The 22,992-nt window shown below is 52.2% G+C and carries 20 protein-coding genes; 13 read left to right on the forward strand and 7 right to left on the reverse strand.

From position 1 onward, the window contains the following. Positions 1–200 precede the first annotated feature (200 nt). The 9 genes from purD (at position 201) to DCC81_RS05600 (ending at position 9,991) form a co-directional block, all read left to right on the forward strand. Complete coding sequence (gene purD / locus DCC81_RS05560) at positions 201–1,478, forward strand: phosphoribosylamine--glycine ligase (protein WP_108685580.1); 1,278 nt, start codon at positions 201–203, stop codon at positions 1,476–1,478. A 191-nt stretch (positions 1,479–1,669) separates the two neighbouring features. Continuing rightward, entirely contained in the window at positions 1,670–2,707 is a 1,038-nt protein-coding gene (locus DCC81_RS05565; RefSeq protein ID WP_449384881.1) for a rod shape-determining protein, read from the forward strand. Positions 2,708–2,868: 161 nt separating this feature from the next. Beyond that, the gene (gene mreC / locus DCC81_RS05570) at positions 2,869–3,756 is read left to right on the forward strand and encodes a rod shape-determining protein MreC (RefSeq protein ID WP_165806450.1); all 888 of its coding nucleotides are present in this window, start codon (positions 2,869–2,871) and stop codon (positions 3,754–3,756) included. Then, positions 3,753–4,265, forward strand: coding sequence for a rod shape-determining protein MreD (locus DCC81_RS05575; RefSeq protein WP_108685583.1), 513 nt, complete (start codon positions 3,753–3,755; stop codon positions 4,263–4,265). The genes mreC and DCC81_RS05575 overlap by 4 nt, the downstream gene beginning before the upstream one ends. 147 nt (positions 4,266–4,412) lie before the next feature. Next, positions 4,413–6,371 carry a penicillin-binding protein 2 gene (mrdA, locus tag DCC81_RS05580; RefSeq protein WP_108685584.1) on the forward strand — a complete coding sequence of 653 codons (1,959 nt, stop codon included), beginning with the start codon at positions 4,413–4,415 and terminating at the stop codon, positions 6,369–6,371. A gap of 6 nt (positions 6,372–6,377) precedes the next feature. Then, positions 6,378–7,667, forward strand: coding sequence for a rod shape-determining protein RodA (gene rodA / locus DCC81_RS05585; protein WP_108685585.1), 1,290 nt, complete (start codon positions 6,378–6,380; stop codon positions 7,665–7,667). A 168-nt stretch (positions 7,668–7,835) separates the two neighbouring features. After that, positions 7,836–8,579, forward strand: coding sequence for an MBL fold metallo-hydrolase (locus tag DCC81_RS05590; RefSeq protein WP_165806451.1), 744 nt, complete (start codon positions 7,836–7,838; stop codon positions 8,577–8,579). 48 nt (positions 8,580–8,627) lie between these two features. Beyond that, positions 8,628–9,461 (forward strand): AraC family transcriptional regulator, encoded by an 834-nt coding sequence (locus tag DCC81_RS05595; RefSeq protein ID WP_108685586.1) that lies wholly within the window; start codon positions 8,628–8,630, stop codon positions 9,459–9,461. Between the two features lie 185 nt (positions 9,462–9,646). After that, on the forward strand, positions 9,647–9,991 hold the full coding sequence (locus tag DCC81_RS05600; protein ID WP_108685587.1) for a nuclear transport factor 2 family protein: 345 nt from the start codon (positions 9,647–9,649) through the stop codon (positions 9,989–9,991). 184 nt (positions 9,992–10,175) lie between these two features. On the opposite strand, the gene DCC81_RS05605 is transcribed toward DCC81_RS05600, so the two are convergent. From DCC81_RS05605 to DCC81_RS05635, 7 genes are all read right to left on the reverse strand, one after another. Next, positions 10,176–10,655, reverse strand: coding sequence for a hypothetical protein (locus DCC81_RS05605; RefSeq protein WP_108685588.1), 480 nt, complete (start codon positions 10,653–10,655; stop codon positions 10,176–10,178). A gap of 21 nt (positions 10,656–10,676) precedes the next feature. Continuing rightward, a complete protein-coding gene (locus DCC81_RS05610) occupies positions 10,677–11,420 on the reverse strand; it encodes a hypothetical protein (protein WP_133177557.1) in 744 nt (247 codons plus the stop codon). Positions 11,421–11,464: 44 nt separating this feature from the next. Continuing rightward, positions 11,465–12,028 carry an RNA polymerase sigma factor gene (locus DCC81_RS05615; RefSeq protein WP_108685590.1) on the reverse strand — a complete coding sequence of 188 codons (564 nt, stop codon included), beginning with the start codon at positions 12,026–12,028 and terminating at the stop codon, positions 11,465–11,467. A 258-nt stretch (positions 12,029–12,286) separates the two neighbouring features. Continuing rightward, on the reverse strand, positions 12,287–13,315 hold the full coding sequence (gene galE, locus DCC81_RS05620) for a UDP-glucose 4-epimerase GalE (protein ID WP_108685591.1): 1,029 nt from the start codon (positions 13,313–13,315) through the stop codon (positions 12,287–12,289). A gap of 39 nt (positions 13,316–13,354) precedes the next feature. Next, positions 13,355–14,224 (reverse strand): glucose-1-phosphate thymidylyltransferase RfbA, encoded by an 870-nt coding sequence (gene rfbA, locus DCC81_RS05625; protein WP_108685592.1) that lies wholly within the window; start codon positions 14,222–14,224, stop codon positions 13,355–13,357. Positions 14,225–14,476: 252 nt separating this feature from the next. Further along, complete coding sequence (locus DCC81_RS05630; protein ID WP_108685593.1) at positions 14,477–15,481, reverse strand: inorganic phosphate transporter; 1,005 nt, start codon at positions 15,479–15,481, stop codon at positions 14,477–14,479. A gap of 47 nt (positions 15,482–15,528) precedes the next feature. Continuing rightward, positions 15,529–16,182, reverse strand: a complete 654-nt coding sequence (locus DCC81_RS05635) for a DUF47 domain-containing protein (protein WP_108685594.1) — start codon at positions 16,180–16,182, stop codon at positions 15,529–15,531. 187 nt (positions 16,183–16,369) lie between these two features. Here DCC81_RS05635 and DCC81_RS05640 point away from each other — a divergent pair, with 187 nt between their 5' ends. From DCC81_RS05640 to DCC81_RS05655, 4 genes are all read left to right on the forward strand, one after another. Then, positions 16,370–17,224 (forward strand): UDP-2,3-diacylglucosamine diphosphatase, encoded by an 855-nt coding sequence (locus DCC81_RS05640; protein WP_108685595.1) that lies wholly within the window; start codon positions 16,370–16,372, stop codon positions 17,222–17,224. A gap of 234 nt (positions 17,225–17,458) precedes the next feature. Continuing rightward, a complete protein-coding gene (locus DCC81_RS05645; RefSeq protein ID WP_108685596.1) occupies positions 17,459–17,839 on the forward strand; it encodes a hypothetical protein in 381 nt (126 codons plus the stop codon). 235 nt (positions 17,840–18,074) lie between these two features. Beyond that, positions 18,075–20,885 carry a TonB-dependent receptor gene (locus tag DCC81_RS05650; protein WP_108685597.1) on the forward strand — a complete coding sequence of 937 codons (2,811 nt, stop codon included), beginning with the start codon at positions 18,075–18,077 and terminating at the stop codon, positions 20,883–20,885. A gap of 36 nt (positions 20,886–20,921) precedes the next feature. Next, complete coding sequence (locus DCC81_RS05655) at positions 20,922–22,274, forward strand: hypothetical protein (RefSeq protein WP_108685598.1); 1,353 nt, start codon at positions 20,922–20,924, stop codon at positions 22,272–22,274. The last annotated feature ends 718 nt before the right edge of the window (positions 22,275–22,992 follow it).

Raw genomic sequence — 22,992 nt, forward strand, 5'->3', positions numbered from 1 at the left:
TGGTTTATTTAATGTTGTTTTAGTGTAAATTTTGGTACTCCAAACCGGCAAGATAAATAATTCCGGCCTTTTCGATGAAAAAAACGATACTGCCGTTTTTTTAAACGTTCTTTGCACTCAAATCGTAAAATACGGCCCAAAAAGAGCTATTCCGGCTAATTTTTCCCCGGAAAAGGCAGGGCATTCAGGAATACATAGCTATGAAAATATTATTGCTTGGTAGTGGAGGCCGCGAACACGCGCTGGCCTGGAAAATGGCACAAAGCCCTCTCTGTACTCAACTTTTCATTGCACCGGGCAATGCCGGTACGCCACAGTATGGCCAGAATGTGGACATCGCGGTAGCAGATTTTCCCGCGATCCGGGCATTCTGCCTGGAGCATGCCATTGACATGGTGGTGCCTGGCCCGGAAGAGCCGCTGGTAAAAGGCATCTACGACTTCTTCCTGCAAGACGAACAACTGCAACACATCCCGGTAATGGGCCCCTCGCAATATGGTGCCCAGCTGGAAGGCAGCAAGGCCTTTGCCAAGCAGTTCATGGGCCGTCATCATATTCCCACTGCATCTTACCGCGAGTTTACCGAAGCTACTTTTGAAGAAGGCATGGCTTACCTGGCCCAGCATCCCCTGCCCGTAGTGATCAAGGCCGATGGCCTGGCCGCCGGCAAAGGGGTGGTGATAGCCGCCACCACGGCGGAAGCGCAGGATGCCTTCCAGCAAATGATCCGTGACGCCAAGTTTGGCGATGCCGGTAAAAAAGTAGTGATAGAGCAGTTCCTCACCGGCATTGAAATGTCTGTGTTTGCCCTCACGGATGGCAAAAGCTACGTGATCCTGCCTTCTGCCAAGGATTATAAGCGCATTGGCGAAGGCGATACCGGCCTCAATACCGGCGGTATGGGCGCCGTATCCCCGGTGCCTTTTGCAGATGCCACCTTCATGGAAAAAGTAGAACAACAGGTAGTGAAACCCACAATTGACGGGCTTTCCAAAGAGAACATCGCTTACAACGGCTTTGTGTTCTTTGGGCTGATCAAAGTAGGGGACGAGCCTTTTGTGATTGAATATAACTGCCGCATGGGCGACCCTGAAACCGAGGTGGTAATGCCACGCCTGCAGAACGACCTGTTGGAACTGTTTAAGGCCGTGGCCAACGGAACCCTTGCGCAGCAAGCCATCCAGGCCGATCCGCGTACAGCCGCCACCGTTATGCTGGTAGCCGGCGGCTATCCAGGGGACTATGAGAAAGGGAAGGTGATCACCGGCATTCCCGCGGCCACGGCCACACAGCTGGTACTACATGCCGGTACTAAACAGGTGGGCGCAGACGTTGTGACCAATGGCGGGCGCGTGCTCACGGTAACCACCCTGGCACCGGACCTGGCCTCCGCCCTGGCGGCGTCCAAGGCAACCGCTGCCCAAATACAATTTGAGGGAAAATATTTCAGAAAAGATATCGGCTTTGAATTTGTATAAAATTTAATTTTAATATATATTTGAAGGGAGCAGGTATAAAATGCTGGTACAGTTTATGCCTGTGAGGGAAGCATCATCATCCGTGAAAATGCCGGTGCTGACAGCGTTTTAAATCAAAAAAATATTTCGGGTAACTTAACATTTTTGTTATCGTATATTCGTGAGAATTATCCAATTTTGCATTCAAATTTTTGACCGTATCAACAATGGGCTTTTTTAATTTTTTAACGCAGGAGATAGCGATCGACTTGGGTACAGCGAATACGCTTATCATTCATAATGACCAGGTGGTGGTGGACGAGCCATCCATCGTGGCCATTGAAAGAGCAGGGGGCAAAATTGTGGCCGTAGGTAAAAAGGCTATGATGATGCATGAAAAGACACATGAATACCTGCGTACCATCCGCCCGTTGAAAGACGGTGTGATCGCGGATTTCAACGCAGCTGAAGGCATGCTGCGTGAAATGATCAAGATGGTGTACCCCAAAAAGCCGTTGTTTGCCCCGAGCTGGCGTATGGTGATCTGCATCCCGTCCAGCATCACGGAAGTAGAGAAACGTGCGGTGCGCGACTCTGCAGAGCAAGCGGGCGCCAAAGAAGTATTCCTGATCCATGAGCCAATGGCAGCCGCCCTTGGTATCGGTATAGACGTAGAAGAGCCGGTAGGTAATATGATCATTGATATCGGGGGGGGGACCACCGGTATTTCCGTGATCGCCCTGGCCGGTATTGTGTGTGACCAGAGTATCCGTATTGCGGGTGATGAGTTCACCGCAGACATCATGGAAGCCCTGCGCCGCTACCACTCCCTGCTCATCGGTGAACGTACCGCGGAGCAGATCAAGATCCAGGTAGGTTCTGCCCTGAAAGAGCTGGACAACCCGCCTGATGACATTGCGGTGAATGGCCGTGACCTGGTAACCGGTATTCCCAAGCAGATCCAGGTATCTTACCAGGAAATTGCGGAAGCACTGGATAAATCCATTTTCAAGATTGAAGAGGCCATCCTCAAGGCGCTGGAAACCACGCCCCCCGAGCTGGCGGCCGATATTTACCGCCGTGGCCTTTACCTTACCGGTGGTGGTGCACTGCTGCGTGGCCTGGACAAACGCCTGTCCCAGAAGATCAAGCTGCCCGTACATGTAGCAGACGATCCGCTGCGCGCCGTGGTAAGAGGTACCGGCATTGCCCTGAAACACGTGGGTAAATACCCCTTCCTCATGCAATAACAGCTGCACAAGCTCCGATTCCAGGTTTCAATTTCCAATACCATCCGGGTTGAAGTTGAAACCTGGATTTATAAAACCTAAACCAGCAAAACCTTTTCCAGGGCATACTTTACCGGCTTTTGAGGTTGGAAATTGTGTTTTGGAAATTTATACTTTACCAGGTGCGTAATCTCATCATCTTCTTCAGGCGTTATTTCAACTTCTTTTTATTTCTGCTGCTGGAAGTGATCTGTATTGTGCTGGTTTTTCAGAAAAACGATTTCCAGCATACCGCTTACGTCAACTCGGCCAACAGGATCTCTGGCAAAATGTACGACCAGTACAACCAGGTGGAATATTACCTGCACCTCACCGCCACCAATGACAGCCTGGTACGGGAAAACGCCCGCCTGCGCAACTACCTGGCCACTACCTACGACCTGCTCGATACCACCAGCGGCATCCACTCCGATACCCTGCGCCGCTACAGTGATGATACCCTGCACAAACTGGTGGAAAGCAAAGTGCGCAAATATTTTTACCGCGAAGCCAAAGTTGTTAACAACGATATTAACCAGCACGAAGTCAATTACATTACCATCCACCGCGGCCGCCTCCAGGGCGTGCAGCCCAATATGGGCGTTATTTCCAGTTCCGGCATCGTGGGCGTGGTGCGCAGTGTGAGTGACAACTACGCCGTGGTGCTCTCCCTGCTCAGTAAAGTGCGCAGCCTGAGCTTCTCTGGTAAGCTGTACCGCACCGGCGAGGCCGGCAAAGTGCAGTGGGACGGTGGCTCCGGCATGTACGCCACCCTGCGCGACATTCCCCGCAGCGCCACCGTGCATAAAGGCGATACCGTGGTAACCAGCGGCTATTCCTCCTTCTTCCCGCCTTACATTCCCATCGGCTACGTGGATAGCGTGACCGTGGAGGATAAAGCCAGCACCTCTTACAGCATCCGCTTACGGCTGGCTACCAACTTTTACAACCTGGAATACGTGTATGTGACAGAAAACCTGTTGAAAGACGAACAGGAAAACCTGGAAGATTCAACGAGGGCTATCAAATGAGTGTACTCTTAAGAAATATAATCCGCTTCATCCTGCTGCTGTTGCTGCAGGTTTTTGTGCTCAACAAGATACAGGTAGGGCAGATGGTGTCATTGTATATTTACATGCTCTTCATCCTGCTGCTGCCATTTAACCTCCCCCGGCCCGGCCTTATGCTGCTGGGGCTTTTCACCGGCCTGTCGCTGGATATGTTCATGAACACCATGGGCGAGCATGCCGCCGCCTGCGTGTTCATCGCTTACCTGCGCCCGTTCATCATCAACATCCTGTCGCCCCAGGGCGGTTTTGAAACCACCCAGAAATCGCCTTCCATGAGCAGCATGGGCACCACCCAGTTCTTCGTGTATGCCGCTATCCTGGTGTTCCTGCACCACGTGGTGTACTTCAGCCTGGGCGTGTTCAACATGGCCAACCCTTTGTACCTGTTGCTGAAAATAGTGCTTGGTACCGCCGCCAGCCTGGTGCTGATCCTGCTGTACGAGCTGTTATTCTATTCCAAGAAACAGTAGTACCCCTGCCCGGTGCAGGGCTGCTGTCTTTTGCGCAACCTTACGGTGCGATGCGCTAATTTTGCCTGCTGCGGGATGCCGTACGCAACATCATAGCGCTGTGTCCCGTTCCTATTAAAACTTACAGCTCATTACTCACAATATCCCATGTCAGTTTACAATCAGCCCAGAAGAAGAGTGATCCAGATGATCTTCCTCGGAATGATCCTCATCATTGGTACGCGCCTGTTCTTTTTACAGGTAGTGGAAAAGAAATATGCAAAGCTGGCCGATGCCAACGCGGTGCTGCGCAAGGTGGTGTATCCCAGCCGTGGCATCATCCTGGACCGCAAGGGCCGGAGCATCCTCAGTAATGACGCGCTGTACGACCTGGTGGTAACACCGGCCAATGCGAAAAAAATTGATACCGCTTACCTCTGCAAGATCCTGGAGATCGATAACGCGGAGTATAACAAACGGTTTAACGCCGCCATTATAAAAAATGGCCGCGTACGCCCTTCCGTATTTGCCCCGCTGCTGCCGCCCGCCATCTTTGGCCGCCTGCAGGAAAGCATGTTCCTTTTCCAGCCCGGCTTTGAACTGGTGCAACGCCAGATCCGCTCCTATCCTTACGGGGTGGCGGCAAACTTTCTGGGGTATATCGCGGAAATTCCGCCAGACCTGCTGAAACGCCCGGAGTACGCGGATTACAACCAGGGTGACTACATTGGCCTCACCGGCCTGGAACGCACCTACCAGCCCCAGTTGATGGGCCAGCGCGGCATCCAGTACCTGGTGAAAGATAACCTGAACAGGACACAAGGCTCTTATGAGAACGGCGAGTTTGACACGGCTGCCATTGCCGGCAAGAACCTGCGCCTTTCCCTGGATATAGACCTGCAGCAACTGGGCGAAAAACTCATGCGCGGCAAGATAGGCAGCGTGGTGGCCATAGACCCGCGTACCGGCGGCATCCTGGCCATGGTGAGCGGCCCCTCTTTTGATCCCAACCTGCTTACAGGGCCTTTCCGGAATGCGAACTTCAGCCGCCTCTTTACCGATACGACCAAGCCTCTGCTGAACCGTGCCATCCAGGCTACTTACCCGCCGGGCTCCACCTTCAAACCCATGATCGCTACTGTGGCGCTGGATGAAGGCGTGATCTCGCCCAGCTTCGGGTATCCCTGCGGCGGTGCGTATTACGGCTGTAACCGCCCTATCAAATGCGAGCACCATGATGCCGGGCACGCTGCAAACCTGCGCCTGGCATTGGCCCACTCCTGCAACTCTTATTTCTCGCACGTATACCGCCTCACGGTGGATAATCCCAAGCTGGGTGGCATTAAGACCGGTGGTATGCAGAAGTGGTGGGATTACATGACCTCCTTTGGCCTCGGCCACCGCATCGGGGTAGATATTCCCAGTGAATCCAAAGGCACCCTGCCGGATACAGCTTACTTTAATAAACGCTACAACGGCAGCTGGAACTCCTGTACCAACGTGTTCCTCGGCATAGGCCAGGGTGAGCTGACCCTCACGCCCCTGCAGATGGCCAATGAAATGTGCATCATCTCTAACCGTGGTTATTTTTACATCCCCCACTTTGTAGAAAAGATCGATGGCGATAATTCCGATGTACTGGCCAAATACAAAGAGAAGCACGTAGTAGCCCACATCCAGGATACCATTTTCGGTTCTGTAATACGTGGTATGCAGGATGTGGTGGAAGCCGGTACGGCCATGGGCGCCCGCATTGACGGTGTAACCATGGGTGGTAAGACCGGTACAGCAGAGAACTACGCGATCGTAAACGGGGAGCGTACCAAGTTGAAGAACCACTCTATCTTCGTGGCCTTTGCCCCGGTGGAGAACCCGAAGATCTGCATTGCCGTGGTGGTGGAAAACGCCGGCTTTGGTGCTACCTACGCAGCGCCTATTGCCAGCTTCATGATAGAAAAATACCTGAATGACACCATTGCCGCCAAGCGTCAGCCGCTGGTGGACAAGATGATCAACACCGTGACCATTTCACCGGCCATGCTGGCCAAGTCCAAGCTGGACTCCCTGAATCATATTAAACCACCTGCTGCAGCAAACGACGATAAGAACCGTCCTAAAACGATCTAACCGCCCATGAACCGTCAAAACGCAAAACTTACTTCTGGCATAGACTGGCCTATTGTAGGCCTGTACTTGGCGCTGGTGATCATAGGCATCCTGTGCATCTTTGCCGCGGAGCACCGCGAGGGTGATCCGCTGTGGTATAACATCATTCATGTAAACAAGAGCTTTTCCAAGCAGATGATGTGGTTCGGCATCTCCATGATACTGGCTACCGGCATCTGGCTTACAGATTCTAAATTTTTTACGGCTACCGCCAATCTCTTTTACGCATTCGGTATTTTCCTCCTCATCCTGGTAATAGGCCTGGGGCGCGATGTAAATGGTTCCCACTCCTGGCTGGTGATAGGAGGCTTCCAGTTCCAGCCGGCAGAGTTTACGAAAGTGTGTACCAACCTGGCGCTGGCCAAGTACCTGTCCATGCTGGAAACGGATTTTAAAAAGCTGCGCCCCCGTCTGATAGCAGCAGCCATTGCGCTGGTGCCGGCGGTGATCATCATTGCCCAGCAGGAAACCGGCCTGGCCCTGGTGTATTTCAGCTTCTTCCTGGTAATGTACCGCGAGGGGCTGCCCGGCGTGCTGCTGGTGATCGCCTTCTCTGCCGCAGTGCTGGTATTGAGTGCGCTGCTGGTTGACAATAAGAAAATACTTTTCATCGTATTTACCGTGATCGCCTTGCTGGTAGGATATTTCATGCGGCGGCAGATCCGGCGCAAGCGCTCCATCCTGGTGCTCATTGTGGCCATCTGGGCCTTCTGCTCCGCCTTCGTGATGGTGGTGGTACCCTTTGCCTTTACCAAGGTGTTAAAGGATTACCAGGTAAAACGTATTTATGTAATGCTGGGCAAGGACGATGATCCGAAGGCCACCTACAATACCCGCCAGAGTATGATCGCCATTGGCTCCGGGGGCTTGCTGGGGAAGGGATACCTTAAAGGCACCCAAACCCGCTATGACTTTGTGCCGGAGCAAAGCACGGACTTCATTTTCTGCACCATCGGGGAAGACTTTGGTTTTGTAGGCAGCATTATTTTCCTGGCCATTTACGTGGCCCTGCTCTTACGGATCATCCAGGTGGCGGAGCGACAGCGATCGACATTCAGCAGGGTATACGCGTATGGGGTGGCCAGTATTATCTTCTTCCACCTTTTCATCAACGTGGCCATGACCATAGGCCTGGCGCCCGTGATCGGTATTCCGCTCCCGCTGGTGAGCTACGGCGGCTCTTCCATGATGACGTTCACTATCCTCATTTTCATCATGCTCCGTTTGGATGCAGACCGGCAAATGGTGTTGAGATAAAAATTGCATCAGGTCTCAGGCCCTAAGTCTTAGGTACCGCTCTTCCAGGGCACAAGGTGCAAGGTCAAGCAAATGGATCTTCGTACCTTGTGCCTTGATTTTTATTAACGATACGGGTACCCTGGCCCTAAGACTTAGGGCCTGAAACCTGGGACAAATTTGATTCTAATGCGCATCATACCACTGTCGGAAGGAGCTTTTACGGTAGACAAGACCAAGCAGTTTGTACCATTTGCGGTAGGCAGGGATACGTTGGAAGAGCGCGGTGGTGGCTCTTTGCTGGTGGAGATCCAGCCCTTCCTTGTTATTACCGATCACGATTATATCCTGCTGGATGCAGGGCTGGGCTTCCGCAATAAGGACGGGGTATTGCAACTGCACCAGCATCTCATAGACCATGGCGTGAATCCCATGGATATTTCCAAGGTGCTCATGAGCCACCTGCATAAAGACCACGCTGGTGGCGTGTCTTACAAAGATCCCGTGAGCGGGGAGCGGGCCCTAACCTTCCCGCACGCAACTTATTACGTGAACGAAAGGGAGATGCAATACGCGCTGGATAATGACGGGAAGTCTTACCTGGCGGAAGATATAGCCATCCTGCGCCAGCGGGACAACGTGGTGTTTGTAGACGGGGATGGTATCATTGATGGTTATATCCATTATACGCTTACCGGCGGGCATTGCCCTTATCACCAGGTGTTCCTGATCGAAGACGGTGCAGAAAAGATCTTCTATGGCGGCGATGTGGCCCCGCAGATCTCACAGATGAAGAGCCGCTTTGTAGCAAAATATGATTACGACGGTAAGCGCTGCATGGAGCTGCGCCAGCAGTACCTGGAGCAGGGCCGCGCGGAAGACTGGACCTTTCTGTTCTACCATGATGTGCGGACGCCTTTTGCCAGGATGTAGGGTAATGGGTTACAATTTCCCGCCTCCGGCCAATGAATCGCCATTTTAATGTACGCTGCTTATACAAACCGCCCCGTGCCCGGCTGTACTGCCATGTACACCGCACAATGTGCAGATGTTTCTGCAGCGTATAGCCGTTTCCGTGAAGATGCCTGCCATATGCTGCATGTACCCCGCACCATTATAAACATAATACTTCATGGGCAGAAGCGCATGTATGACGGCAACGCCGTGCACCACCTCCGTGCCGGCGATATTTTTCTCATTCCCCGCGATACACTCCTTTGTTCCGAGATCCTGCCCGGTGGGTTCGAGAGTCTGAACCTGCAGCTGCCGGATGCCCTGGTGGCGGGCCTGCTGCATGCAGGTCCTGCACCGGCAGGTAAGGCCAGGACCCGCTCCCTTCCGCTGCAAATGCCCCGCGACTGGGACCGTTATACCCAAACCCTGTTGCACTGCACGCAAACTAGCACGGCCCTGGATGTAGCTGCGCTGGAGGACGCCTTGCTGGCCTTACTGCGCCAGCAGCCGGAAGCCACCATGGTATTCAGTATGTTGCGGGCCGCGCAGCCGCCGGCATTGGGGCTGGCTATCCGTGCGGTGGGGGAGCACCTGGAGGAGCTGCGCCACCTGGAGGCACTGGCCGGGCGCAGTTGCATGAGCAGGGCCAGCCTGCAGCGCCACTTTCGTCAGCGTTACCAGGTGTCTCCCATGGCCTGGCTGCAGGAGCAACGCCTGGGCCGTGCGGGCTTCCTGCTGCGCACTACCCGGCTGCCTATCCGTGAAATAGCCTACAGCAGCGGGTTTGAAGACCTTACCCACTTTTACCGGGCCTTTCGCCGCCAGTTTGGAACTACGCCGGCGAGGTGGCGGACCACTTAAATCAATCTTTATCAAACGTTTCGCCGCCAGTTTGGAACCACGCCGCCACCTGGCGAACGGCCTAAATCAACCTTTACTGTGTTGTATTTCGCCGCCAGTTTGGCGTTATGCATGCCCTTTAAAAAATGAGCATTTCAGCAAATAGTTGCAGCGCCGGGAGGCGTACCTTGTTATAAAAAAACGCTATGCTGGAATTTGCACATGAATGGATAGCCGCGTGGAACAGCCATTCCCTCCCGGACATCCTTTCCCACTACGATGATGACGTGGTATTTTATTCTCCCCTGGTTAAAAAACTGAACAATGACCCCAGTGGCGGCCTGCGCGGCAAAGCCGCCCTGGAAGCGTATTTCACCAAGGGCCTTGCCGCCTTCCCCGACCTGCATTTTGACCTTTACCACGTGCTGGAAGGGGTAAACTCCGTGGTGCTCTACTACAAAAGCGTGAACAACCGCCTGTCCGCAGAGCTGATGGTGCTCAATGAGCGGGGTAAAGTGATTGAAGTAAGAGCGCATTACACGGAACAATAAGCGGTCACTGGAATACTTACGCAGGTGTTCATTTGAATGCGAATAAACCGCCCTCAAAATCCCGGAGGGCCCTCTTCGCGCAGGCATCCTCGCGTAAAAAATAAAATGCACCCGCAGCAAATAAAAAGGCGTCCCCACCTGGGAGACGCCTTTCCTCTTTATATAGGATAAGAGATGATCGTGTTTATTGCCGCATCCTGCGCAGGGGCACGCCGCGCTGCTCCTGCCGCATTTTGTATTCGCGGAGCAATGCCTGGCGGAAATCCCGTTCGGCGCGGTACAGGGTGTTTACCTTTTGTGCGGGCAGTACCTTCACAAACTGGTCCTTGTACCGGGTTTTGATGTCCAGCATGCGCTGTTGGTACTTCAGGTCCTGGGTGGCCTGGGCTGTAGGATCAGCAGGATCCGGGTTTTGACGCAGGTCCTTCATGGTCCGTTTGCGTTCCTCGATCAGTGTTTCCACTTCCTTGGAGTACTGGTTGTACACGGGCCAGAACTTCTGGGCCTCTTCCGGGCTCAGGTCCAGCTCTTTACTGAGGTAGGCGATCTGTGCCGCACGGATGCGCTCAAGACCCGGGTTTTGTGCCTCGTCTTGCGCCCTTACTGCAACGGTGCTCCCGATCAGGCCGCAAAGGATGAATAATATAATGCGTATAGATTTCATGTCGCTCTTGGCAAACGGCTGTTAAAGGTCGTTTGTGTTCGTTGTTTCAATGTATTGGTTCAGGTCGTCTGTGGACACATCGTCCAGTTGCACACCGGGTTGGGTTTTTTGTTGTTCCGGGGTGGCTGTTGTATTGCTCACGCTCGCGTAGATCGCGTCGTTATCAAATTCGTCATTATGGCTTTGCAGGTAATCCACCAGTTCCTGGTCACTTACCTTGGCCAGCGGTCCGGCATTATCGCTGCCGGCGCTGTAGCGCAGGATGCCCGCAGTGGCCAGTATACCGGCGGTGCAGGCGGCTACGGCCCATTTTACCCAGGTGCGGTGGGGCTGCTTCATCGGTACCACTCCGGCGCCTTCTTCTTCCTGCTGGATGCGGCCCATTACCTGGCTGCCCAGTGTTTCAAAATAAGCGGGTGGGGCCGGGGTAAAAGGATGATTCCGTGGAAGGCCGGCCAGGATGCCGTCTATTTCCCGGGCCTCTTCCAGGGAGGTGCTGGCTTCTTCGTGGTGAATGCGTTGCATCACCTGGGAGCCCAGCTGGCTGAAATATCCGGGTGCGGGCGCAGTGAGCGGGCTTATCTTGGGCAGGGTGCCCAGGATGTCCGCCACCTCCGCATCCTCCGCTGCCCGGATGCGCTGCATCACCTGGTCCGGTAATGCGGCAAAATACCCTTCCGGCACGCGGAAAGGCGCTTCATCCGGTAGATGAAGACCTGGGGCTATCTGCTCCCACTCAGCTGCTATATCTTTCCCCTTTTTCATGATATTGTTGCGCAGGTTGTCCTGCTTCCGTTGGTTTACAGTTCTTATTCTTCGGCGCCTTTCTTAATGAAGTCCTCTATTTTTTTCACCGCGTGGTGGTAAGAGGCTTTCAGTGCTCCTTCCGAGGTGTCCAGCACCCGGCTCATCTCCTCGTATGGCATCTCGTCGTAATAACGGAGGTTGAACACGATGCGCTGTTTTTCCGGCAGGGCCAGGATGGCATTTTGCAGGCGCCATTCCAGCCTGTTGGCATCAAACTGGGCATCGGCCTTCAGTTTGTTGCTCAGCCCCGTTTCCACATCAGACAAGGATACCGCTCCACCACGGCGCTTCTGCTGCTCCAGGAAAGTCAGGCTTTCGTTGGTAGCAATCTTGTAAAGCCAGGTGTAAAGCTGGGAATCTTCCCGGAAACCTTCCAGGTTCTTCCAAACCTTTATCAGCATGTTCTGCAGGACGTCGTTTGCATCTTCATGATCAATCACCAGGCGGCGGATATGCCAGTAAAGCTTTTCCTGGTATTTTTCAATGATGCGCGTAAATCCCTTTTCTCTGGTGGCAGGCTGCCGGTAAAGTGCTAAAAGTTCTTTATCGTCTGATGTTACGGCCATGTTTCGGTTAAATGGCAATAGCCGGAAATGCTATTGTTGGATCGGGAGGTACTGTTCTTTCTCACAGGCGCCGGTATTAAGACGGTATTAAAGCAACGAAGTTTAAACCAGGGAAATGCTAAATTTCCCCTCAAAAGGGTCCCTTACCGGGAGACATCAAATTCCAATTTCCAACCCCTGGAAATGCGCGCGGGTGCTGTATACCAGGCCCTAACACATTGCTGAAGCTGGAAATTGCCGGTTGGGGAACCGCCGTTGTTAATTGGCCCTTACTTTATCGCGCAGGTTCAGCTCCCACTGCCAGGCGGTACGCATCATCTCGTCTATGCCGGTTTCGGGGCTCCAGCCCAGTTCTTTGCGGGCATGGGCGTTGTTGGCATAAATGGCGATCACGTCTCCCGGGCGGCGGGGGCCCAGCTCATAGTTCAGTTTCACCCCGGACACTTTTTCAAATGCCTTGATGGCTTCCAGCACGGTTACGCCGTTGCCGGTACCCAGGTTGAACACTTCACAGTTGGTCTTATTCTTTTTGTCAATGAGGTATTGCAGGGCCCGGGTGTGTGCATTGGCAATGTCCATCACATGGATGTAGTCGCGCACGCAGCTACCGTCGCGGGTATCGTAGTCGTGGCCCATCACCACCATTTTCGGGATCTTGCCAATGGCGGTCTGGGTGATCACGGGCACCAGGTTGTCCGGTTTGCCCAGGGGCAGTTCGCCAATAAGGCCGGAGGGGTGGGCGCCTACGGGGTTAAAGTACCGCAGCAGGATGCTCTGGGTATCGTGCACCTTGCTGTAATCGCGGATGATCTGTTCGCCCATCTGCTTGGTACGGGCATAGGGGCTCTGGGCTTCCAGGAGGGGAGAGCTTTCCACCACCGGCAGTTCGGTCGCATTGCCATACACAGAGCAGGAAGAGGAGAATACGAAGTTGGGAATGTTATACTCCTTTACACATTTCAGCACGTTAATGAGGGAGTCCAGGTTATTCTGGAAATACAGCAGTGGGTTAGCCACGGATTCGGGTACCGTTTTGAGGGCTGCAAAGTGGATCACCCCCACGATGTCGCGGTTTTCGTGGAACACCGCATTGGTATCTTCCAGGTTGCAGAGGTCCACCTTGTAGTTGTGGATCTTTTTGCCGGTGATGCGTTCCACACCTTCCAGCAGCTGGGTGGAGCTGCGAATGTTACTGTCTACAGAAACTACGTCAAACCCGTTGTTGATCAAATCTACTATCGTATGGGAGCCAATGTAACCACAGCCGCCCGTAACAAGCACCTTCATTGTAAGTGAAATTTATATGATAAGTTAAAACAGAGCCGATCAGATATTGCCTTCCAGCACTTCTTTCAGGTAAGTGCCATAGCCGCTTTTCAGCAAAGGTTTTGCCAGTACTTCCAGCTGGGCTGCGTTAATAAAGCCCTGGCGGTATGCTATTTCTTCAATACAGGCCACCTTAATGCCCTGGCGCTGTTCTATCACCTGCACAAACTGTGATGCCTGCATGAGGGAGTCAAAGGTGCCGGTATCCAGCCAGGCAGTACCCCTGGGCAGGATGGATACTTTGAGTTTGCCCCGCTCCAGGTAGGCCTTGTTCACATCGGTGATCTCGTATTCCCCGCGGGGACTGGGCTGCAGGTTACCGGCAATTTCCACTACATCATTATCGTAGAAATAGAGGCCGGGCACTGCATAGTTCGACTTGGGCTGCAGGGGCTTTTCCTCGATGGACTTTGCCTGCATCTGCTCATCAAATTCCACTACCCCGTAGCGCTCAGGATCGCTCACATGGTAGGCGTACACAATGCCGCCTTCCGGGGTGGTGTTCTTCTGCAGCTGGGTGCCCAGGCCTGCGCCGTAAAATATATTATCACCCAGTACCAGTGCTACCGGGTCTTTGCCAATGAAGGACTTCCCGATCACAAAGGCCTGTGCCAGCCCGTTGGGTGTGGGCTGCTCTGCATAGCTGAGGTGAAGGCCCAGCTGGGAGCCATCGCCAAACAGGCGGCGGAAGCCCGGCAGGTCATGCGGGGTGGAAATGATCAGGATGTCGCGGATGCCCGCCAGCATAAGGGTAGACAGCGGGTAGTAGATCATGGGCTTGTCATACACCGGCATGATCTGCTTGCTGATGGCATATGTAATGGGATGTAAGCGTGTGCCGGAACCGCCGGCCAGGATAATTCCTTTCATGAGAATAGTTAAAATAAGTACCTGTTAAAAGGCTGGATGTTTTTTGAACTGGTAATTTCGCTGCTACCCGGCCGTTCCGTTTTTCAATTGATTTTTCCTGTATGCCTGTGCTGCACCCGGCCGGGGCAAGTGGCTGACAAAAATAACTTTATTTACATGAAAAACCACTACGCATGCGGTTGCGCATGGCATAAAAAAAGAGGGTGTAGCCATTGGCGGTACACCCTCTTTCCTGCATATAATGTTGTGTGGTTATGACACCAGGTTTACGATAAACATGATCCCTGCCGCCAGTAAGGCGCTGATGGGGATGGTCAGTATCCAGGCCCAGAGCAGGCTTACGGTAACGCCCCAACGTACGGCGCTCAGGCGTTTTACGGCGCCCACGCCAATGATGGAACCGGTGAGGGTGTGGGTGGTACTTACCGGGATGCCCAGGTGCTCGGTGAGGAACAGGGTGAAGGCACCGGCAGTTTCCGCACTTACCCCTTCCAGCGGGGTTACCTTGGTAATGCGGGTACCCATCGTTTTTACGATCTTCCAGCCACCGCTCATGGTGCCCGCCGCAATGGCGGTAAAGCAGCAGAGGGGGATCCAGTCCGGCACATTCCTGATATTGTCCAGGTGACCGGAGGCCACCATGGATACGGCCAGGATGCCCATTACCTTCTGGGCATCGTTACTGCCGTGGCCAAGGCTCAGGGCAGCGGAAGATACCAGCTGCAGGCGCTTGAACCAGCTTTCTGCGCGGAAGGGATTAGCCCTGCGGCAAATATTGAGGATGAGGATGGTGATCACAAAAGAAACCGCCATACCGATGAACGGTGCCAGTACAATAAAGTACACGGTGGGCATTACTTTGGCAAAGTTGATCACGTGGTAATCGCCGCCGGCGTTCATTACCGCCGCCCCGATAAAGCCCCCGATCAGGGTGTGGGAAGAGGAGGAGGGAATACCATACCACCAGGTGAGCAGGTTCCAGCTGATAGCTGCAATGAGCCCACTGAGGATCACTTTGAGGGTAATGTATTGTTCAAAGATAGAATTGGCAATAGAGTTACCCACCTTGAATTCGTGTATGACGTATTTGGCCACGAAGAATGCCGCAAAGTTGAAGATAGCGGCCCATATCACTGCCTGGAAGGGGGTAAGTACCTTGGTGGAAACGATCGTGGCAATGGAGTTTGCCGCATCGTGGAAGCCGTTGATAAAGTCGAAAACAAAAGCCAGTATAAAGATGATTACTAGTAGCGCCATGTTGCAAATGGTTAGAGAAAAAAATGCAGCTGCCTGCCGGATCAGGCTTAGGCGTACTTAATGATAATGGTCTCGATCACATTGGCGCAATCCTCGCATTTGTCCGTGGCCAGTTCCAGGGCCTGGTAGATCTCGCGCATTTTGATCAGCTCCCCGGCATTGTTGGAATGCTCGTCAAACAGGTCTGCTACGGCGCGGTCATAAATATCATCTGCATGGTTTTCCAGGCTGTTGATCTTTACACAGGCTTCGGTGATCACCCGCATGTTCTGCATGTTACGCAGCTCGGGAATGGCGCGGGACAGTTCTACGCAACCCTGGTAGATCAGGTCTGCCAGCTTGCGGATATGATCGTTCAGCTCATGTACCTTGTACAGGTCTATTCTCTTGGAGGAGCCGTGGATGTAATCTGCCACGTCGTCCAGGGTGGAGGCCAGGTAGTGGATATCTTCCCGGTCAAAGGGAGTGATGAAGTTCTGGCTCAGTTCCACGAGAATGCGGTGGGTAAGGTCGTCATTCTTGTGCTCCAGGCGTTCAATGAGGTTTACTTTGTCTTTACGTACGGAAGCGTCTTTAGTCTCCACGAGTTCCACCAGCACGGTAGCCATTTCCACCAGGGTGGCGGCTACATCTTCGAATAATGAGTAAAAAACACGGTCTTTCGGTACAAATAATTTCACAAAAGAGTTAAAACCTCCCATAAATCTCAAGTTTGAATTTGCGGCAAAAATAGCCCGGCACAACTATAGATGCCAAGAAATTTCCCGATTTAATAATTCCTTAATGTGCAGTTAATATAAAAGTAATATGTGCGGTAGACTTTTGCATTTAAATATTTACTCATAACACCCGAACCAGCCGCCTGGTTTATACCTAGTTACTAAGCAAATGCCTGAGAAACGCCCATTAGACATCGCCGTAATTTCTGACGTGCACCTGGGAATTTATGGTTGCCATGCGAAAGAGCTGGTTCAGTACCTCGACAGTATCGACCCAAAGATACTGATTCTCAACGGAGATATTATCGACATCTGGCAGTTTAGCAAGCGCTATTTCCCGAAGTCCCATACCAAAGTCATCCGCAGGTTGCTGAAATTCATAGGGAAAGGCACGGAAGTGTACTACCTGACGGGCAACCATGACGAGGCCCTGCGCAAGTTTGCCGGCTTTGGCCTCAGCAATTTTTCTATTGACAATAAGCTGATCCTCGACGTGGATGGCAAAAAACACTGGTTCTTCCATGGCGATGTATACGACATTACCATGAAAAACTCCAAGTGGCTGGCCAAGCTGGGAGGGAAGGGCTATGATATCCTCATTATCCTGAACCGCCTGGTGAATAACCTGATGGAGAAAATGGGCCGCGAAAAGATGTCCTTCTCCAAAAAAGTGAAGCACGGGGTGAAACAGGCCGTGAAATTTATTTCCGACTTTGAACAAACCGTGGCGGAAATTGCCATTGACAAAGGCATTGACGTAGTATGTTGTGGCCACATCCACCAGCCGGTGATCTCCACCATGGAGCACAATGGTAAAACCGTGACCTACCTCAACTCCGGCGACTGGGTGGAAAGCCTCACCTCCCTGGAGTACGCAGGCGGCCAATGGACGTTGTACACCCATCCCCAAAGCCGCGCTGAACAAGCCGCGCTGCGGGCCCAGGAAGATGAAAGCCTTGAAGACGAAGAACCCGGCCTGGACTGGGAAGCCAGCCTGGCTTCCTTTGCAGCAGTGAACAAGTAATCCGACACATAAAACCCGGAGGCGGCCTGCCCTTGCCACTAGTCGCCTCTTTCCTGCTTCCTGTACCGACTACTACCCCTTGCTACCGTCCTAAACTATCCGGTGAAGATGCATGGTATTTTCACATTATTATAACAAGTAGTTAATATTCAATTTACATAGCAGCACGACGTTTGCATCGTGAGAAATACCAAGCATTTGTAAGCAATGAAAATCCTCAAACTACACCCATTAATGACCATATCGCTGCTGCAAATGCAGTTTCAGCGGTTGCTCAGTTGTAATTGCGCGGTGTACGCACACTATTCCCTTGCCAATGGTTTTGATACCTTGAAAGACGCGGGCTTTGAAGAAGAAATACTCGTGGACTATCCCATCGACGAAACACTGAGCCTGCGTGAATTTGAAGAAGAACTGGAAGAACGCTTTCACTTCTCCCTGGAACTTTGCAATAAAGACTCAAAGCCCTTTACCAATAAAAGCCTGCGCCTGTTCCAACTGTTCTCCGTGTGCAGCCTCACGGACGACAGCGAACAGCGTAACCAGCAGCTGGATTCCGGCCTGGATAAGCTACTTAAAATGAATAACCGGCAGCAGCCACCCCTGGCTTGCTGATAGCATATTAGCCATCTTTGTTGTTTAACTATTTGCCCGGGTACGTGCCCGGGCTTTTTATTTATGCCCGGCGTGGGTGCCCGTATATCTTTATCAATTTATTTAGTACCATATATATTAGAACAACATTAGTTCATAATGTAGTTTTAATTTCATTCTAATATTATTTTAATTTAACACGCCGGTAATGATCGCTTAACATTGGCCGGATAGTTTTGTCGAAAATTATCTGACCTTGATTCTTACCTGTAGCGTGCGCCGGTTCCTGCAACTGGTGATAGTATTGCTTGTGCCATCTCTTTCCTTATCAGCCCAGACCACCGGTAAAATTGCGGGCAAAGTGACCGACAAAAGCCATGGAGATGCCCTCATTGGCGTAACGGTGCTGGCCTCCGGCACCAATGCCGGAGCGGTAACCGATGTAGATGGTCATTATCAACTGAGCATAGCGCCCGGCACCTACACCGTGAACTTCAAATACATTGGCTACAACACTAAATCCATTACCGGCGTAGTTGTGAAAGCTGCCGCCACCACCAGCCTTGACGTCATCCTTGATGAACCTTCCTCCAAATCCCTGCAGGAAGTAGTGGTGACCGCCTCTTACAAACAGGAAAGCATCAATGCCCTGTACACTGCGCAGAAAAACAATGCAGTAGTATCTGATGGTATTTCCGCGGAAGCTATCCGTCGCTCGCCAGACCGCAATACCGGCGAGGTGTTGAAGCGTGTAAGCGGTACCAGCATCCAGGACAACCGCTTTGTAGTAGTACGTGGCCTGGGAGACCGTTACAACGCTACGCTGATGAACAGCGCACTGCTGCCCAGCACAGAGCCTGATAAAAAAGCTTTCTCTTTTGACATTATCCCGTCTACCCTCATTGATAACATTACTATTTACAAAACGGCATCACCCGACCTGCCGGGTGACTTTGCCGGCGGCGCGGTGAAAGTGCTGACCAAGGATTTTCCTGACCAGCCATTCATGGAACTGCAGGTAGCCACTGCCTACAACACGAAGACCACCGGTAAGGATTTTATCAAAGGCCTGCCCGACGGGAAAACGGATTTCCTGGGTTGGGACAATGGCGGCCGTGCGCTGCCCGGCGCCTACACCAGTGTGGCCGGCAATTACACAGAACTGGAAACGGCGGATAAGATCGCGGTCAGCAAACAATTTTCTAACACGTTTACCAGTGGCAAAACAGACCAGAGCCTGCCTTCACTGGGTGTGCAATACGCCATGGGCAATAGTTTCCGCCTGAGCCGCAACCGCCGCTTCGGGTATATCTTCTCTGTAAATTACGGCACCAGCCGCCGCGCCACGGAGCGTATCCGCAATGAATACCTGCCCGGTACCAAAGAGCTGTTCTTCGGTTACCGCGACTACCTCTCTGTAGCTACCCACCAGGAGGGCAGTGTGCTGAACATGGCTTATTCCTATGGCCGCAGTAAGATTGCATGGAAGAACTTTTTCAGCAATACTTTCAACACCGACTTTTCTGTGCGCAATGGCGCCAACTATGAATCCGGCGTAAAGCAGATCCTGAGCTACGATAATGAAGCCACGCAAAATGGACTGTTCAATTCTGTAGTGGAAGGTTCGCACGCGCTGAAGCATGACAAGCTGCAGATCACATGGAATGCATCTTATGGTTATTCTTACCGCAACCAGCCGGACCAGCGCATCCTGGCATTTGTAAGGGATGACCCGGATTCCAATCCCACCGGGGATACTGTGTACCGGCTGAAAGTGCCGGTGGAGAACAGTCCGGCCATTCACGATGCCGGCCGCATTTACACCCGCCTGTATGAAAATATCTTTGGGGGAGGTGTAAACCTGGCAGCGCCCTTCCAACTGTTTGGGCAGGATCAACAGGTGAAATTTGGTGGCCTGGTATCGCACCGGGACCGGCACTTCTCTGCTATTGCACTGGGCTACTCAACGAGCAATATTTATGGAGAAACCATCCACCTGGATGGAAAGACCGTGGCACCGGAAAATATTTTCTCCAATGAAAGCCTGGACCAGCGCCAGTTGTTCCTGGCCAAGATAGACCTGAACTCAAAAGACTACCAGGGCCTGGCCACGCTGGGCGCAGGGTATGTGATGCTGGATAACAAGTTTGGAGAAAAAGTACGCCTGGCATGGGGTGCAAGACTGGAATCTTATTCACAGGAACTGAAATCACTGAACCAGGCGCAGAACAAGCATAACAACACAGATGTGCTGCCTTCTGCCAACTTCACTTATCTACTCACGGAGAAAACCAATATCCGTGCTTCTTACTTCCGGTCTGTGAACCGTCCGGAATTCAGGGAGCTGGCGGATTTCCGCTATTATGATTACGAGAATGAATACAACGTGATCGGGAACCCGACCTTGAAGCGCGCCAGCATTTCCAATGCAGACCTGCGTTTTGAGCACTTCACCGGTGCCGGTGAAATTATCTCTGCCTCCGTATTCTACAAACAGTTTAAAGACCCGATAGAACAGCTGAATGAAGGTAATAATGTACTGAGCTACAGCAATGCCAGCAAAGCGCGGGACTATGGCGCGGAAGTGGAAGTGCGCAAGCGCCTCAGCTTTGTACCCGGTAAGGTGTTTGAGCACCTGGTGTTCTACGCCAATGCCGCGGTGATCAACTCCCAGGTGACGCTGGATGGTGTGTCTAAGAAAACACCGCTGCAGGGACAAAGCCCTTACCTGGTAAACGGAGGCCTCACCTATGTTTCTGCGGATAATGGGTTCTCTGCAAACCTGCTGTACAACCGTATCGGGCAGCGCCTGCGCTTCCGCGGTACGGCTGCCGGTGCTGATACTTATGAGAAGCCACGCGACCTGCTGGACTTCCAGGTAACAAAAAAAGTGATCCGCAATAAAGGGGAGATCAAACTGAATATCTCGGACATCCTCTCGCAGCCCATAGCCTGGTACTACAAATTTGGCAGTGGCAATACGGCGTATAAAAGCAAAGACGACAAGATCATCAACTCATTTAAACCCGGTACCACCTTTACGCTGGCGCTCCGGTACAGCTTTTAGGAACTCAATTCTCTAATATCATCAAACTGAAACTGCATGAAGAAGTATGCATGGTTCTTCCTTGCTGCGGCAACTTTTGCGGCTTGCAAAGGCAAAGACGACAACCCGAAACCTGGTAACGGCGGTGGAAACTCCGATACCATTGACGTGCGTGGCAGCATCAGCACCAGCACTACCTGGAGTAAAGACAAGGTATACCGCCTGCGTGGTTATGTGTATGTTGACAATGCTACCCTGACCATTGAAGCGGGTACTACTATCATCAGCAAAAAAGACTCTGCTGGTGTACTGATCGTGTACAAAGGTTCCAAGCTGATAGCTAATGGTACCGCAGCAGCACCCATTATCTTTACCTCCGGTGAGAAAACAAAGACCCCTGGTGACCTGGGTGGTTTAGTACTGGTAGGCCTGGCCACCGGTAACGGTAACCACGGTACCCTGGAAGGTGGTGTGAACCAGACCCACAAACTGTTTGGTGGCACAGATGATCACGATAATTCCGGCAGCCTGAAATATGTTCGTATTGAATACGCTGGTAAAGCAGTAGCCGACGGCGATGAAGTGAACGGCCTCTCTCTCTATGCAGTAGGTGACGGCACTACCCTGGATCACATCCAGGTATCCCGTGGCCTGGACGATGCCTTTGAATTCTTTGGCGGCACGGTGAATGCCAAATACCTGATCGCTTATAACTGCGCTGACGACGACTTTGATATGGACGATGGTTACCGCGGCAAGATCCAGTATGCGATCTCTATCAAGGACCCGAAGTTCACCGACCCGAAAGGCTCCAGCGGCGACGTATCCAACAATTTTGAAGTGGATAATACCAACCCGTCTAACAAGCCGGTGACCACCACCCCGATCACACACCCGCTGCTGTCTAACTTTACTGCAATAGGTCCCAACAATGTTGCCGGAACTTCTGTGGATTATGGTTATAACATGCGCTTCAGAAGAGGTTCTTCCGTAGAACTGAACAACTCCATCGTGTTGGGTGGCCAGAAAGCCGGCCTGCACCTGGATGACGAGGCTACTGCCAATTTCTTTGTGGCTAAAACAGCTGGTGTTACCAACTCCCTGCTGCAGGCAGCTGCTAACCAGTTCCAGGTTTCTTCCATCACCGTGATCACCGCGGATGACCTGAAAGCCCTGGTTACCACAGATGGCGGCAGCCAGGTGTTCACCACTGCTGCTGATGTGAAACTGACAGACGCCTTTAATACTGCCGCTCCCAATGTGAAACCTGCTACCGGTTCTCCTGCACTGAGCACCACTGGTAAATTCACTGGCAGCTTTGACAATGCTTTCTTTGACAAGACCAATTTCGTAGGTGCCATGGACGCCAGCAATGACTGGACCGCCGGATGGACCAAATGGGGTCTTTAATCCAGTCAAATAAGATACTCACTGTCGTAAGGCAGTGATGCGTAAAATTTATCTATCAGCATACCGTCCCGTCTCCACGGGACGGTTTTTTTATGGGGTGCCACGGTATATGGCTGGCAGGTAAGGAAAGCTGGGCGAAACGGACCTGGGAGATGGGGGCACCGCGGTATGGAAATGGGCTGGATGGCGGAAGGTTATGGTGCAATTATCCTGGGGCGGCCCAAAGGCGCCAGGCATTGCCATATTACCGCATGGAAATGGGCCGGAGGGCGGAAAAAAGCAGGAAATTCCTTGAATAAACCCCGGAAAACGGCCTTCTTTTTTTAAAAACTTCAATTTTTTGAAGAGTGTGATTTTCCTGTTAAATCTGTCAGCAGGCGCGTAAACGATTGTGTATTCTGCATTTACGGCGAAAATCAGGGGTCATTTTTATCACATTATAATATATTATATATAATAAGATGCTTTTAAAACACAGCGCTTTTTGATATTTTAGTATTGTAATAATCACGTGACTGGATTTATTAATGTAAGTAACGGCCAGCAAGTGGGAGTCTGCCGGCTTACGTAGTAGTGAAAAACGAAACCACGGCTCCGGGGCCGGAAATGTAAACAGCGTTCCAGTTTTAGTAAATCAGCGAATAGAAAGTTTAACCGTTTTTTTCAACCAAGTAGTAGCGAAGGATGTCGCCCACCGGTGGCTCCGCACAGAGTGGTC

The sequence above is a fragment of the Chitinophaga parva genome (assembly GCF_003071345.1).
Lineage (GTDB): Bacteria > Bacteroidota > Bacteroidia > Chitinophagales > Chitinophagaceae > Chitinophaga > Chitinophaga parva.